Here is a 14946-nt window from a genome sequence, read left to right as displayed (position 1 = left end):
CTTCCTGTATAACTGGGAAGCTTGAAAAAATATTTTCATGATTCAAACTTTTTTAAACTTTCATTTGAAAAAGCTCCATAGTTGCATTATGATAATGGGCAGGACGCCCCTGGGTATTGAGTATCTTTTTAGCCCCCAGATGAGAAAACCCACATTTTATGTAATAGTCGGTAAGCCTTTGGTTTCCTGCTGTGGTATCCATTCTTACGTATAATTTATTATTTTCCAATGCATACTTTTTGGTCCATTCCGCAATTTGTTCTACGAACTTCTGTCCCCTGAAATTAGGATTGGTAGCAATTCTGTGAATATAAACGGAAGGGTCGGCATTACGTTCTTCCCAAACCTGCTCATCCTCTAGTGTAATACTCCAGATACAGGCAATATGGCCGTCTATAATAATTTTCCAGTGACGGTTTTCTTTGATTTCAGTTTCAATCATATTCCGATCAAATTCCGGCCATTGTACACCGGATATTTTTTTCTTATAATCAGAAGCCATTTTGTATAAGTCAAAAATTTCTTCTGTGTCGTGTAAAGTCGTATTCGTTATCATTATTCCTTTCTTACCCTCAAAAATACTGAAAAATAAAGGGATTCTTCGCCGTTATTGTTATTCAGAATGGGTATAAATACCGCTCTATTCATTCCTTTCCGTTGGGAAAAGTAAATAAAAATACTATTTTTATCGTCCGATAAAAGAAAAGACTAATTATGCCGACTGACGCTTCTCATAAGCTGATCCCGATGACGACCTTTGTAATTGAATATTATTCACATGAAGGATATGCCGATCTTCAAATTTTAAATTTGATGAATAATTATGCCAATTTCTTAAAGAAACGCCTGGCTCTCGGAATGTTTGTTCCTGTAGACCAGGATGGAAATATTCTTAAAGAACCCAAAAATTATACATCATGGAAGGCCCTTGACCATAATGATGGTAAAAGGACTGATATTGCAGGGTTTGAAGAGTATGCAGGGTATCAGAAAGCAGAGCAGAATTGTATGTTTGAAGGTTTTAAAGTAGATTATAACGGATATTCCAAAGTAAGGATTATAGCTTCATATGATCCTTCTATAGAATTGTCTTTCAATAAAAATGATCTGTTTCCTTTAGGATTTAATGACGTAGAATCGCTTGCTGTTTTTGATGATATTTACCTGACATCCAGCGCACTTAAAGCAATTGGAATCAAAAAATAAATTCCAGTTTACCGAAATATTATTGTAATCCCTTTATCATACTCTGGTAAAGGGATCATAGTATTGTACTCGCAGCTTGTCATAATTAATTGTACTTTTATAAAATAGACTACTGGTGATCGTTAGCTTTCACGATCTCTTCCAATTCTTCTATTAATCTGATCTGTGCTGCATTAATCCGTTGTTTCGCCTCTTCTGAAACAAACCACTTCCATTGGTCCACTTCCGGTATTTCAAGTTTTTTACCTGATCTGGGTGGCCATTCTATCAATAAAGTATTGCTGTAAAGTCCTGAAGTATCCATATCTCCTTCCAGTGCCCATGCATATACCGTTTTTCCTCCTTTTTGAATGACAGGATGTAATTCTATAAATTCTCCGGTAACAGATTTTCCGGTTTCTTCCGTAAATTCAATCAATGCACGCTCCAGAAGGTCCTCATCAGGCATTATCTCACCTTTAGGAATGGACCACGCTCCTAAGTCTTTATTTTTCCAGAACGGACCTCCCGGATGGACCAGAAAGTAATATAAACCTTCTTTTTCTTTTTTAAAGAGTAAAATGCCGGAGCTTGTTTTCATCGACTTAAAGATTGATGATTAAAGTTATGAAAAATAAACAGGATGGATTGACAATTGATTATTAATTGGTTTTATTTAAATACAAAAAGCATAAAAAATTGAGCTATTTTATTTAAAATTGATCATTACACTGAAAAATAAAACAAATAAGCCTTTACAACCTTGTAATTATATTCTTTCGAGAGCCTTTAAGCTTTTAAAATAGCCTTTGTATCATTTGTGGTGATATTTAAAGAATCTTAATAGTTGCCGGACACTGATTAAGGATTGGCAGAGATTATGTTACAACTTCCATAGATTGGGATACATTCTTTTGCTGATTATGCCCGAATTTTGTATCAGAAATAGAGAGGCACTGAAATTATCCTGCTTATTTCCAATTGAATGAATAACCCTCAAAATAAAAAATGATGCAAACTATATTAGGCGCTAACGGACAAATAGGTGAAGAACTGGCAAGAGAACTGAAAAGAAATTATACTTCAGACATCAGAATTGTCAGCAGAAAGCCTGGAAAAGTAAATGATACCGACACTGTATTTTCAGCAGACCTTTCGAACAGGGAAAAAGCAATAGAAGCTGTAAAAGGCAGTGAGATTGCCTATTTCACCCTAGGTCTTCCCATGGATACTGAATTATGGGAAAAACAATTCCTTCTGATCATGAGAAATGTAATTGATGCCTGTAAGATCAATGGAACAAAACTGGTGTATTTTGATAATACTTATATGTATCCTCAAAACAGTATGGTCCTCACCGAGCAAACGGAATTTGCCCCTGTAGGAAGAAAAGGGATGGTAAGAAAAAAAATGACCGATATGCTTCTGAAAGAAATGGGGGCAGGAGCCATAGAAGCTGTCATCTGCAGAGCTCCGGAATTTTATGGTCCGGGCAAAACTCAAAGTATTACGAACAGCCTTGTTTTCAATGCTATTAAAGAGGATAAAAAACTGAAAGTACCTTTGAGAGACAACAAATTACGAAGCCTGATCTGGACTCCGGATGCCAGCCGGGCCACTGCTCTGATAGGAAATACTCCTGATGCTTTCGGACAGACCTGGCATCTTCCTGTGGATGATCACAAGCTGAATTATAAAGAATTTATTGCGTTGGCATCTCAGATTTACGGAAAAAAGCTCAATTATTCTGTCATTCCGAAATTTGTTTTTAAAATTGGATCTCTCTTTAATAAAAATGCAAAAGAACTGCTGGAGCTTCTTCCAAGATATGAGTATGACAATGTTTTTGATGATTCAAAGTTCAGAAAGAGATTTCCTGAATTTCAGGTGACTGCTTACAGACAGGGAATTGAGCAGATCAAAAAAGAACAGCAAAAGGAAAAATAATGCTTTGAAAATTGTAATTTAGAATTTGATTTCTTTTAGCTACAAAAATGTTTAACCACTTAAGCGAAAAAGTAAGAATTTTTCTTGCCGGAAGTGATTCTAAGCAGAATAAAATGATAATTAAATAGAAACGGATATAATAAAAACAAATGAAAACACCGGAAAGAGTACCCTCCATTACAGCATTGCATCTTTACTTAAAGTTGAAAAGACCTTCCAATCCCTTAATCAGTGTTTTTGATTTTAATGAGGTTTCTGTTGATCCTAAAACCCTTCTAACTGCGGTAACCACAGATTTTTATGTTGTGGCTATTAAGAGTGACTGTGCAGGGAAATTCAAATATGGCCAGCATTATTATGATTTTGATGATGGGATCATGTATTTTATTGCACCTAATCAGGTGGTACAGTTTGAAGATATCCTGCTTTCTGAAGTGAAAGGAAGTGTACTGGTTGTACATCCTGATTTTTTACAGGGATATCCTTTGGCTTCTGCGATCAAAGAATACTGCTACTTTTCATATGCTGCCAATGAGGCTTTGCATCTGTCTGATAGAGAAGAACAGTCCGTCACAGACATCATTGATAATATCCGCAGGGAAACGGAAAATAATATGGATGTTTTCACTCAGGATCTGTTAATTTCCAATATCGATTTGCTGCTAAAGTACTGTGACCGTTTTTATAACCGCCAGTTTTTAACCAGAAAAAAAGTGAATCATGATCTTTTGACCCAGCTTGAAAATATACTGGATGATTATTTTAAAAGCGAAAGATTAACGATTGACGGGATTCCCACAGTACAGTTCATTGCCTCAGAAATGAATATCAGCCCCAATTATCTGAGTGATATGCTAAGGGTTCATACAGGACAGACCACCCAACAGCATATACAGAACAGATTGATAGAGAAAGCAAAAGAGTTGTTGTCTACTACAGGAATGTCTGTTTCAGAAATTGCCTATCATTTAGGATTTGAGCATCCTCAATCTTTTCACCGTTTATTTAAAAACCGAACCGCGATTTCACCCCTGGAATTCAGGCAGACGTTCAATTGAAAATGCTCCTGTGCTAAGTAACAGGTATATGCATTATCTGGTTTTTGAAGAAGTAACCTCAGAAAGTCTGTTATTTTTGTAAACAAAACGGACAGGGCTGCTTTCTCCATCAGAAAAATGAAATCCAGGTTCCTGCATTCCGTGCACTACTCCATTTTGTATACTTTTAAAAAAGGTCTGCGTTTCTGCCAGATCACCACCTCTGTTGAAAGAATACTTATAACGGAGTTCACCGTTCTTATTGATAAAAATGGCATAATGTGCGTCCCAGTTATTACCGCCATCACGTCCTTCTATAGTGAAAGGCATAATGGCATCCTCCAAATGATCGCCATTCAGATCGCCTATAAGAATGGGCCGCTCTGAATCAAAAATAGAACCGGAAAGGTCATCATCATAACTGAAGCCCAATTCTTTACCGAAAAAATCTGTTTTTGATGCTTTCTTAAACGCAAGCAGTACTGCTGTGGTATCAATAACGGGTAATTTTATAGCTGTTACAGCACTGTCATGGTCTTTTACCCTATTTGCAGGAGTTTGAATGGTATCATGGGACTTGGTTTCTCTAATAGTCTTTTTTTCCGGCTTGCAGCTCGCAACCATCGCAAGAGAGAGTAATGAAAAGTATATTTTGTTGAAGTACATATTGTAAAGCGCTGTATATAATAGAATATTTATTGTGAAACTAGTTTTACAGGATCACTTAGTATTTTTTTCTTGATCAACTTCTTTCTGTAATTCTTCCTGAAATTCGATTAAAGCTTTTGTAGTACCGGATTTTAAACTTCCGTTTTTTTCTCCTTCTTCCCAGGTTTTAAAAGCTTTTTCCCTTAATCCCAATGTGAAATAATAACTTCCTAATACCGTATATCCTTCCGGTTCTCCGAGATCTATAATTTTCTTGGATAGTGCAATTAATTCCGGGTGAGGCTTTATCTTTTTGGAAGGAATTTTTACGGGATCAGTTAGAAGACCGGGAGTGTACTGCATCATTTTTAATCCAAAGAGATTCATACAAGCTTTTGCTAAACCTTTATTGCACAGATCTTCATTCACTCCGGAGGTTTTCCCCGAAAATAATGCTTCAAAATCAAGATCTGATCCGGAGGAGCTCTTGGTCTTATCATAATACTCGGCCAAAAGCTGAGCTTTCTTTTTAGCATCTGCCGGATTACGTCTGTTATTGATTTCTGAACTGTCTTTTTTAGGAACCCAAACCCCTTTCTCTACCCAGTTTGAAATTCCGGTTAATTTTCCTTTTTTAATTTTGAAGACGAATATACTTTTATCAGGATAAACAATCAGGCTGTCATTCCTGGTAAAATAATCTCCATAGTCCATATCAGATATTAAGACTTTTCCATTTCCGTCAAAATTAAAACTACTGTAAAGCGTTGTATCATTACTTGCCTTATAATAACCTTGTAAAGAATTATCGGCTTCCTGTGCTGATAAAAAAATATATCCTGAGAAGGATAACAGAGTTAAAAATAATTTCTTTTTCATCATTTTCTACTTCTTTATTATTGAATGATTGTTTTTTACAAAGCTATTGAATAGAAAGGGAATTTAATTAGCTGATTTCAGGTATTTTTTCCGTTTGAAAAGAAATTAGGGGTTAAAAAAACTGAGTAATGCCTAAGATTGATTATTTGAATTTATATTTCAAGTGTTCTTAACTAAAAAAGCTCCCTTTTAGAGAGCTTTTCAATCCATACATGCCTGAAGTTTTACATGAAAGATTTGATGATAGAAATAAGACTCATGATGATCACTACTATCCCAACTACTATAAACATCTTTTTGGTGGGAAGTTTTGAGGTAAGCATCGCTGAGAAAGGTGCTGTAAAAACGCCTCCCAGTAATAGGCCTAAAACAATATTCCAGTGGTGAATCCCAATTGTAAAAATGAAGGTAACAGCACTTGTAATGGTCAGCAGGAACTTAGCTACCGTTGAACTTCCTACTACATAACGGGGAATTCTTCCTTCTTTAATCAAGGTTCCGGTAACTAACGGGCCCCATCCTCCTCCTGCAAAGGAATCTATAAAACCACCTGCCAATCCTAATAATCTGAGATTCGTTCTTCGTTTGGTTTTAACGGGGTTTGATTTTTTGCTTTTAAAAGCATTTCTTAAAATATTGATTCCAAGGTATAAGGTATAGCAGGCAATAACAGGCTTTACAATATGGGCATACTCCTCACCATAATGAGACAATGTTAATGCTCCGATAACAGAACCTACGATTGCCAGGGGAAACAATACCCAAACCATTTTTTTGTTGACATTTCCCAGTTTATAGTGGCTGAAACTCCCGGCCGCCGTAGTAAAAGATTCTGCAGAATGAATGCTTGCACTTACAACCGGAGGCGGAACGTTCAGTAATAAAAGTATGGTTGTACAGATTACGCCATAGCCCATTCCCATAGATCCGGCCACAATTTCTGCCATAAAACCTGCAAACAGCATCCAGTAAAAAATATGTCCGTCTTTATTTAGAAAATACTGAATATCCCCGGAAAGATTGAAGTGGTAGACCACCAGTCCTAATATTCCAAACAAAAGCAAAATACCAATGATAGCCAGATAAATATTGGCTTTTCTCTGGGCTGTTTTGGTAATGCTGATCAGTTTTTCAATTTCCATTTCTGATTGGGCAGGAGGAATTTTTCCGTCAGACAGATATTGAGTTGTTATTTTGTTGAGTTCTTTTACTTTATAATTGAAGTCCCCTTTTAGCTGATTCCGGATATTCTGCATATTGTCCAATATATGATCCATTTCATCCGGAATAATTTCAGTGAATGTTTCCCTTAATCTTTTGGCTATCGTCGGGGATTTTCCGTTGGTTGAAATAGCGATTTTAAGATTGCCTTTTTTTACGATTGAACCTAAATAGAAATCACACAGATCAGGCTTATCTGCAATATTAACCAATACACTCTTCTGATGGGCACAATCACGGATTTGTCCGGCCAATACAATGTCATTTACAGCAATAACTGCGAGATCAACAGTATCAAAATCTGTGTCGTTATAAGCTCTTTCATGCAGTTTTATATTGGGAAACTGACTTTGCAGAGCCCTGATCTCCGGAATAATTTCCTTTGCTACAAGTTTTATGACCGTGTCCGGTGAATTGCCAAGTACAGAATCTAATTTTTCAAGAGCGACTTTACCGCCTCCAACAATGAGTAAGGACAAAGTTTCAAGCTTTAAGAATATGGGATATAAGGAGTTATTCATCTTAATTATAGTTTTATATCGTAAGTAAAAGCGAGATAATACAGTCCTCCGATTTCCGGACCTGCAGCATACTGAAAGTATCGTCGGTTCAGCAGATTGGTTGCTCCTATTTTCGCATTTGCATGAATGTCCGGAAGTTTCCAGGTAGCCTGTGCATCAAGGGTATAATAAGCGGGGATTTCTCCTGAAGCCAGAGGGCTCTCCCACATAAAGCTGTTCTGCCACCTTGCAACGACGGTGAAACCTATATTCTTGAAGATTTCTCTATTTCCCAAACTTATATTAACCATCCACTTCGGAGTATTGAAAGCGGTAATAAACAGATCGGATGAGTTATTGGAAGCAAGCGCATTATAGGAAACATTGGTATTAACATTATAATTTCCTGTTATATTGTACCGCACTCCCAAAGAAGTACCATAGCTTTTGTAGGTGGTATTGCTGTTGGTATAGACTCTGTACCTCTCCTGCTTACTTCTGTCAAGCATGGCTAAGACAGCTGTATTACTTCCTACCTGACTGTTTTTAGGTACTGCAACTTCTACCTGACCGAGAAATCCATCATAAATATTGTAATAGAAATCCCAATCCAGAGCGAGTTTGCTATTAAAGAAAACAGATTTGTATCCCACTTCAAAAGAGGTGATCTTTTCGGGCCTTAATTTCTGAAGACCGGCAACTGTTAAAAGCTGTTTATTATCCTGTGCTGCCTGAGTTTGGCTCTTTCCTCCATCCACATCGCTATTCACAGCAGACGTGAACCTGTCTATGGAGGAAAGAGTATAGGAATTTTCCAGATAACCAAGTCCCTCGTTCACTTTTGAAAGGCCTCCCACTCTTCTTACGTTTCCGTTATTCACAAAAGAAAGCGCTTCAAACAGTGACGGGAAACGGTATCCGTTCTGGAAAGAAGCTCTGAAATTATGTTGATTGACAGGCGAATACACAATACTTATTCTCGGATTTAGTTTGGCTTCAAATTCAGGGTTCCTGTCGATACGTAAAGCGGCATTCAGTTTTAATTTTTCATCAAAGAAAACTTTGGTAATCTGTGCAAAAGCTCCGTATTTCTGATAAGTAACATCTTTCCCGAAAGTACCATCAGATAAAGGAATATTTCTTTCATTCACAGGTCTGTTAAAATCAACAAAATTGTTTCCGTCCGGAGTTATACTGTACAACCGGTAATCTACCCCTGCAAGGAGATTAAATATTTTTACAAACCTTGTAAGATCATAGGTGAGTTCTCCCTGATAAAATCGAGATTTCTGTTCGAGTTTAGCGCCTCCCGTTGCCGGAGCTCCTGCAATTCCGGCGTTGGCAGAATCCCAGTTATTAATTCCGATAATGGTATTTTTAAGCTGCTCAAAGGCGGCTGTTCCGGGGACTACTCTATTCTTATCGGCTTCTTTACGGGCCAGAATAAAAGCATCATTAAGGTTTACTCCAGAATTTATAGTATTCTGGAGCGTTGTCTGAAATATATTTTTCCAATTATTATTCGAAAGATTGGTAAGATCCAGATTGTCCGCCAAAGGTTTAAGATTATAAGAATCTCCTGTATTTTCAACAGATACATAGGCTCTGAAAGTAAGTTCTTTGCCCGTAAGTTCTACTTTGTGGTTTTGAACGGTGGCATTTTGCAGCCGGATTTTGTTACCTCTCTGGAAAGTTCCGTCCAGCAATCCGTAGCGGTATACATAGGAAGCTTTCCATTGATCTCCAAAACGGTAATATAATCCTGCATCAAACTTAATGTTTTTCACTTCCGGACTTACAAGGTCTTTTTCCAGATATCCTGTCCTGGAAACATTAAATGTGGTTGGTTTCCCATTGTAATCCACTTTTACAGAAACCCTGTTATTCCTTTCGTCACCGTACTTATTCCATAGATCTTCAGCGGGATTGTTAACTAATGAGAAATTAGGATTAGCTGTAATCAATGAATTTGGATTCTGATCTGTGAGGTTGTTGGATATCCAGTCTATTCCGCTGAAGTAGGATGCATTTACCTTTACAGCAAAATTTTTATTGACCACTTTTGCAAACCGTATTGCACTTTCACCCAAAGAGCTTATTTTATGGTTAGCATTGTCTACATGATTGACTCCACCCCGGAAATAAACACTGATTCCTTCGGAAGTAAAAGGGTCTTTGGTTTGAAGGCTGGCCAATCCGTTAATGGCATTCATTCCGTACAATGCAGAAGCTGCTCCGGGAGTAACTTCCATCGACTGGATGTCCAGTTCTGTAGGTCCTATGGCATTTCCCAGCGGCACTCCCAATGTAGCGGATTGTACGTCTACGCCATCCACCAGCTGCATAAATCGGAAATTATTAGGAGAGTTGAATCCTCTTGAGTTAGGGATTTTCAATGTGAGACTGGAGGTCAAAAGCTGTAGTCCTTTTACATTTTCCAATGTTTCATAGAAAGAAGATGCGGGACTTTCCCTGATTGTTCTGATATCAATTTTTTCAATCGCTATCGGAGAGCGCAGTATTTTTTCAGGAACTCTGGATGCTGAAATCACAACAGCATCAATAATGGTATTCTGAGGATTAAGCCCGATGGTTATTTTATTGGAGGGAGAAAGAACTTCAAGAGTCTGGCTTGCAAATCCGTCTTTATTAATGACAAGACGGAATGGTATGGTAACTCTTGCTCGTATCTTAAAGGTTCCCAGCTGATCTGTGAATGCTGTATCTTCTGTATTTTCTATCTTTACTTTTACAGAATCCAGTCCTTTGTGTGTTCCTGTGCTTTTGATGCTCCCGCTTAATTCGATAAGCTGCTGCTGAGCTTCGGCCAGATTAAAAAATAGAAATGTAAATGCTATAATACCTGCTTTAGGCAGAAGATTTCCCTGTTTTTTGTTTTTCATTTTTTCTTCATTTTTAGGTTGAGAATGAAGCTGTCTGAACTTTTTTACCATGACAGTTTTTCGATAATGAAAATCTTCATTACGAGTGATGTTACCATTGAAGGGTTTAGAATTTTCCACCTTTGGAGGGGTGGCAAATCAAGGATTTGACGGGGTGGTTTAAACCGTGAAAATAATTACTGTTATTATTACAGTGTATATCTGGTATTCACTTTCCTTGATGGGGTCAAAAAGTTGAAACAGCTTTGATTGTATTGTTAGTTGAGAATTAACAACACATACACATTCGTCTACTAAAAAGAAGAGGTTGAGTTTTTTTATTTTTTTTCAGATCATAATGAAAGTCAGCCATATTTTCAATTTAAATTTTGTAAGTAACGGTATGAAAAATCACCAAATGTTTCTTCTGTAAGCCTTTTCTGGATATAAATTCCGAAAAGTTCATCCAGCGTTGTAAGAATCTCGTCTTCGTCTATATTTTCTTTAAACTTTGTATTAAGGCGCATTCCCAGACGGTCGCCTCCGATATGGAGATTATACCTGCCATATGCTGTTCCCACAAATCCAATTTCAGCATTAGGAGATCTTCCGCAGCCATTAGGACAACCTGTCATACGGATCGTGATATCATCTTGTAAAAGACCATGTTTTTCAAGGATAGGTTCTATTTTGGTCACCAAAGAGGGCAAATACCTTTGTGCTTCAGCTAAAGCCAATGAACAGGTATTTAATGCAACACAGGCCACAGAGTTTTTACGCAAAGCACTGGCTCTGTCTGTATAGCCCGAAATTCCGTACTCTTGTAAAATATTTTCAATTTCGGCTTTATCTTCTTCATGAATATCCGCCAGAATAAGGTTTTGATTACATGTAAAACGGAAATTTGCATTCCCGGTCTGAGCAATCTTTAATAATCCTGCTTTGAGAGGATATTCCTCAGTGTTAAGAACTCGGCCATGTTCTACAAACAATGTATAAAACCATTTTCCTTCATGATTCCGGGTCCATCCGTAGCGGTCTTTTCGTTGTTCAAATTTAAATTCTCTGGCAGGCTCAAAACTGAATCCTGTTCGTTTCTCAACTTCGGCTCTGTACTGATCTATTCCAAGCCTGTCAATCGTATACTTTAATCTTGACAATTTCCTGTCGCTTCTGTTTCCAAAGTCTCTTTGTACGGTGATGATCTCGTAAACGGCTTTCAGTACTTTTTCTTCTGTATCCACAAATCCGATTATGGAGGCAAGACGCGCATAGGTGGCTTCATTTCCGTGGGTAGCTCCCAATCCTCCGCCAGCTGCAATATTGTAACCTACGATTGTATTGTTCTCAATAATAGCAATCAGTGCGATATCATTGATGAAGACATCCACATCATTATTAGGAGGAACTGCAATTCCTATTTTAAGCTTTCGGGGAAGATACCGGTCTTCATACAGAGGGTCTTCTTCTGCTTTTCGGTCTACAATCAATTCATCATCAATCCAGATATCATAGTAGGATTGAGTTTTTGGAAGACACATTTCACTGATCTTTCCTGCCAGTTCGTACGCTTCCTGATGCAACGGGGATTCTGAGGGGTTTGCGGTACAGGTTACATTTCTGTTCACATCTCCACAGGCTGCAATAGAATCTAAATGTTTCAGATTAAAACTCTGAATGGTCGGTTTTAATTTCGATTTTAAAATACCATGCAGCTGAATGGTCTGTCTTGTTGTAATTTTTATTGTTCCCGTAGAATGATCTTCGGCGGTTTCATTCAATCCTATCCATTGTTCCGGAGTTAAAAACCCACCCGGAAGCCTTAGCCGGATCATATAGGAATACAGCCATTCCAGTTTTTTTGAAACGCGTTCTTCTCTTCTGTCTCTATCGTCCTGCTGGTACATTCCGTGAAACTTAATCAAGGTCTGATCATCCTCTCTGATCGCTCCTGTAACGTCATCCAGCAAACTTTCCTTTAAAGTTCCTCTGAGCCCGTTACTGCCGGTTTTGATCCTTTCTACCGGTGAAAGATTATCTTTACTATTCATAAACTGTTTTCTTTTAATTTTTTACAAGTACTTCTGTTCCCGATTAATAAACATCTTTTGCATATCTGCCACTAAGCTCCAGTTCTTCAAGATAATGAAGAGCTTCTTCTTGACTGCGTTTTCCTTCATTTTGAATAATAGTCAGGAGAGTTTGCTCTACATCAAGGCTCATCGGTTCTTTTGCTCCACATACATAAAGAGAAGCTCCTCCTTCAAGCCAGTGAAAAACTTCCTGCCCTTTCTGTTCCAGCTTGTGCTGCACATATATTTTATCGGCTGCATCTCTTGAAAAAGCAAGGTCTAAATGGGTCAGGCTTCCTGTTTTAAGGAAATCCTGAAGCTCAGCCTGATAAAGAAAGTCTGATACAAAATTCCGGTCTCCGAAGAATAGCCAGTTTCTTCCTTCCGCTCCAGCAGCATCCCGCTCCCAAAGGAATGATCTGAACGGCGCAATCCCTGTTCCCGGACCAATCATAATGATATCTTTATCCGGTTCAGGCAGTTTGAAATGCCCGGCCTCCTGAATATAGAATTCCATCTCTTCTCCTGCGTTGAATTCGCTTAAAAAGCCACTGCAAAGACCATTATTTTTTTGATGATCGATAAAAAATTCTGATTTGGCCACCGTGATGTGAATTTCATTCTCACCATGAGCTTCCAAAGAGGAAGATATTGAGTAAAGGCGGGGTGCCTGGCCTGTTAATACCTGAATAACTTCTTCAAATTCTCCAGCATTTTTTACAGGATAAATCCTCAGGAGATCAAGAAGGCTTAAACGCACTTCCGGAATGGAATGGCCTGTGATCTTTGCATATTGAGCAACCACGGATTTAAGTAAATAGCTGATATTAAGATGCTTTTGTAAAAGCCCCTCTACGCTATCAGTTATTTTTGCCGTTTCAATTTTCTTTTTAGGATCAACTCCTGTCAGGGTCATAATTTCGTCAACGGTCGCTTTTGAATTGAATGGAACGATTCCTAAAGCTGCACCAGGCTGATAAACAATAGCTTCATCCGTTTCTATTTCAATGTGATAGGTTTCTTTTTCAGAGGTAATGTCGTTCAGATTAATGATCGAAGAAACCTTTCCTTTGTATCTTTTTCTTCCTGTAGAAACTTTTGGAGCTGAACTTTTTTGTGTACGGTTATCAGTTCTTTTATTTACCGCTTCAAATACATGTTCTATCCATTGTGCAGCTTCCTGTTCATAATCTATATCACATTTTTTCAGGGGAATAATACGCTGTGCGCCTATTATTTCAAAACGATCATCTACTTCTTCTCCGGTTTTACAGAATTGAGGATAGCTACTGTCTCCCAATGCCAGAACTCCAAATTTGAGATTGCTGAGGTCAATTTCATTTTCATGAATATAATTATAGAATTTCCTGGCAAGAGCCGGTGGTTCTCCTTCTCCCTGTGTGCTTATAATCACAAAAAAGAACTCTTCTTTACCCAGATCTTTAGGTTTATATTGTGAAAGGTCAGCTAATTTAACCTGAATTCCTTTTTTCTTAATAATTCCTGCCAATACAGTTGCCAGCTTTTTACTGTTCCCGGTTTCTGTGCCATAGGCCAGAGTTATTTTCTTTACAACACTTTGAATAAGAGTATTGGTATGCGTAGGGGGCAATGTAGCCGTTAATAAAGTTCCTCCCGCAAGGCCTGCCAGATATCCGCTGGCCCAGATGGCTTCATCTCTGGAAAAATCTCTGGAGATTTTTTTTAATACGTTTAGTTTATTTTCAGACAGCATATTCAAAGAAATTTTGATTTTTAGGGACTAAACTTCCGTTCTCCACTGATTTAAAATAAAGACCTTCTTTTTCTGTATTTTCAAGCCATGAAAACTCCTCATGCAGAGTAACGATTGTGCCCACGATGACCAATGAAGGTGATGCAAAGGTTTTATGTCCAAAAGCAGCATTGAAAGTTTCAAATGAAGAGGTATAGACTTTCTGATAAGGTGTTGTAGCCTGTTCCACAATGGCAATTTTTTTATCACCGGAAATCTCTAGTTGCAGGAATTTCTCAACCAGGCTGGTAAGATTTCCTTTTGACATATAGAAAACAAGGGTATCATTGGTTCCGGCAAGTTCTTTCCAATAGTCTTCATTCAGAATATCAGATTTATAATACGTTAAGAAACGCACCGATGTTGAATATCCTCTTGCTGTTAAAGGCATCCCTGCATAAGCTGCTGCCCCGAGGGCGGCTGTAATTCCGGGGATGATTTCGTAAGGAATATGATTTTCTTTTAAAGCCTGCAATTCATCCAGAATATTGGAAAATATGGAAACATCGCCCCCTTTAAGCCTAGCAATCGTTTTATTCTGACGGGCATACTCCACCATTAAAGTATTGATATGAGATTGAGGAGTAGATGCACTTTTGCTGCATTCTTTGCCCACATAGATGACTTTAGCGTTTGGATTGACGTAAGCTTCCAGAATCTCCGGACTTACAAGGCGGTCGCATAAAATGATGTCTGCTTCTGCGATGGCTTTAACTGCTTTTACAGTGATCAGTTCAGGGTTGCCGGGCCCTGCACCGATAAGGTAAACCTTTGGTGATTTTATAATTGTTTTCATTGAAA

At 38.0% G+C, this 14946-nt stretch carries 12 protein-coding genes; 3 read left to right on the top strand and 9 right to left on the bottom strand.

Annotated features, from left to right (window positions below):
* Window positions 1-52 precede the first annotated feature (52 nt).
* On the bottom strand, window positions 53-556 hold the full coding sequence (locus LF887_RS11785; RefSeq protein WP_236859383.1) for a GNAT family N-acetyltransferase: 504 nt from the start codon (window positions 554-556) through the stop codon (window positions 53-55).
* 158 nt (window positions 557-714) lie between these two features.
* Between LF887_RS11785 and LF887_RS11780 the strand changes: the two genes are divergently transcribed.
* Window positions 715-1206 carry a hypothetical protein gene (locus LF887_RS11780; RefSeq protein WP_236859382.1) on the top strand — a complete coding sequence of 164 codons (492 nt, stop codon included), beginning with the start codon at window positions 715-717 and terminating at the stop codon, window positions 1204-1206.
* Window positions 1207-1315: 109 nt separating this feature from the next.
* Here the strand turns inward: LF887_RS11780 and LF887_RS11775 are convergent, their stop codons facing one another.
* Window positions 1316-1786 (bottom strand): NUDIX hydrolase, encoded by a 471-nt coding sequence (locus LF887_RS11775; RefSeq protein ID WP_236859381.1) that lies wholly within the window; start codon window positions 1784-1786, stop codon window positions 1316-1318.
* 410 nt (window positions 1787-2196) lie between these two features.
* Here LF887_RS11775 and LF887_RS11770 point away from each other — a divergent pair, with 410 nt between their 5' ends.
* Window positions 2197-3132 (top strand): NAD-dependent epimerase/dehydratase family protein, encoded by a 936-nt coding sequence (locus tag LF887_RS11770; protein ID WP_236859503.1) that lies wholly within the window; start codon window positions 2197-2199, stop codon window positions 3130-3132.
* 149 nt (window positions 3133-3281) lie between these two features.
* A complete protein-coding gene (locus LF887_RS11765; protein ID WP_236859380.1) occupies window positions 3282-4190 on the top strand; it encodes a helix-turn-helix domain-containing protein in 909 nt (302 codons plus the stop codon).
* A 33-nt stretch (window positions 4191-4223) separates the two neighbouring features.
* Here the strand turns inward: LF887_RS11765 and LF887_RS11760 are convergent, their stop codons facing one another.
* The 7 genes from LF887_RS11760 to cobA form a co-directional block, all read right to left on the bottom strand.
* Window positions 4224-4835: a hypothetical protein gene (locus LF887_RS11760; RefSeq protein ID WP_236859379.1), complete on the bottom strand. Its 612-nt coding sequence runs from the start codon at window positions 4833-4835 to the stop codon at window positions 4224-4226.
* Between the two features lie 54 nt (window positions 4836-4889).
* Window positions 4890-5699 (bottom strand): hypothetical protein, encoded by an 810-nt coding sequence (locus LF887_RS11755; RefSeq protein ID WP_236859378.1) that lies wholly within the window; start codon window positions 5697-5699, stop codon window positions 4890-4892.
* Between the two features lie 221 nt (window positions 5700-5920).
* Window positions 5921-7438 (bottom strand): TSUP family transporter, encoded by a 1518-nt coding sequence (locus LF887_RS11750; protein ID WP_236859377.1) that lies wholly within the window; start codon window positions 7436-7438, stop codon window positions 5921-5923.
* A 5-nt stretch (window positions 7439-7443) separates the two neighbouring features.
* Window positions 7444-10320: a TonB-dependent receptor gene (locus LF887_RS11745; protein WP_236859376.1), complete on the bottom strand. Its 2877-nt coding sequence runs from the start codon at window positions 10318-10320 to the stop codon at window positions 7444-7446.
* Window positions 10321-10676: 356 nt separating this feature from the next.
* Window positions 10677-12350 carry an assimilatory sulfite reductase (NADPH) hemoprotein subunit gene (cysI, locus tag LF887_RS11740; protein ID WP_236859375.1) on the bottom strand — a complete coding sequence of 558 codons (1674 nt, stop codon included), beginning with the start codon at window positions 12348-12350 and terminating at the stop codon, window positions 10677-10679.
* A 43-nt stretch (window positions 12351-12393) separates the two neighbouring features.
* On the bottom strand, window positions 12394-14106 hold the full coding sequence (locus tag LF887_RS11735) for a sulfite reductase flavoprotein subunit alpha (RefSeq protein WP_236859502.1): 1713 nt from the start codon (window positions 14104-14106) through the stop codon (window positions 12394-12396).
* Window positions 14096-14941, bottom strand: a complete 846-nt coding sequence (cobA, locus tag LF887_RS11730) for a uroporphyrinogen-III C-methyltransferase (RefSeq protein ID WP_236859374.1) — start codon at window positions 14939-14941, stop codon at window positions 14096-14098. The genes LF887_RS11735 and cobA overlap by 11 nt, the downstream gene beginning before the upstream one ends.
* Window positions 14942-14946: the final 5 nt, after the last annotated feature.

This window comes from Chryseobacterium sp. MEBOG06 (genome assembly GCF_021869765.1).
Lineage (GTDB): Bacteria > Bacteroidota > Bacteroidia > Flavobacteriales > Weeksellaceae > Chryseobacterium.
Note: the sequence above shows the minus strand (reverse complement) of the source record. Positions and strands in the feature narration are given on the sequence as shown.

What these genes read in the sequence shown, in the direction of transcription:
- LF887_RS11785 (WP_236859383.1), bottom strand. Translation starts at nt 556, where the DNA reads ATGATAACGAATACGACTTTACACGACACAGAAGAAATTTTTGACTTA.
- LF887_RS11780 (WP_236859382.1), top strand. Translation starts at nt 715, where the DNA reads ATGCCGACTGACGCTTCTCATAAGCTGATCCCGATGACGACCTTTGTA.
- LF887_RS11775 (WP_236859381.1), bottom strand. Translation starts at nt 1,786, where the DNA reads ATGAAAACAAGCTCCGGCATTTTACTCTTTAAAAAAGAAAAAGAAGGT.
- LF887_RS11770 (WP_236859503.1), top strand. Translation starts at nt 2,197, where the DNA reads ATGCAAACTATATTAGGCGCTAACGGACAAATAGGTGAAGAACTGGCA.
- LF887_RS11765 (WP_236859380.1), top strand. Translation starts at nt 3,282, where the DNA reads ATGAAAACACCGGAAAGAGTACCCTCCATTACAGCATTGCATCTTTAC.
- LF887_RS11760 (WP_236859379.1), bottom strand. Translation starts at nt 4,835, where the DNA reads ATGTACTTCAACAAAATATACTTTTCATTACTCTCTCTTGCGATGGTT.
- LF887_RS11755 (WP_236859378.1), bottom strand. Translation starts at nt 5,699, where the DNA reads ATGATGAAAAAGAAATTATTTTTAACTCTGTTATCCTTCTCAGGATAT.
- LF887_RS11750 (WP_236859377.1), bottom strand. Translation starts at nt 7,438, where the DNA reads ATGAATAACTCCTTATATCCCATATTCTTAAAGCTTGAAACTTTGTCC.
- LF887_RS11745 (WP_236859376.1), bottom strand. Translation starts at nt 10,320, where the DNA reads ATGAAAAACAAAAAACAGGGAAATCTTCTGCCTAAAGCAGGTATTATA.
- cysI (WP_236859375.1), bottom strand. Translation starts at nt 12,350, where the DNA reads ATGAATAGTAAAGATAATCTTTCACCGGTAGAAAGGATCAAAACCGGC.
- LF887_RS11735 (WP_236859502.1), bottom strand. Translation starts at nt 14,106, where the DNA reads ATGCTGTCTGAAAATAAACTAAACGTATTAAAAAAAATCTCCAGAGAT.
- cobA (WP_236859374.1), bottom strand. Translation starts at nt 14,941, where the DNA reads ATGAAAACAATTATAAAATCACCAAAGGTTTACCTTATCGGTGCAGGG.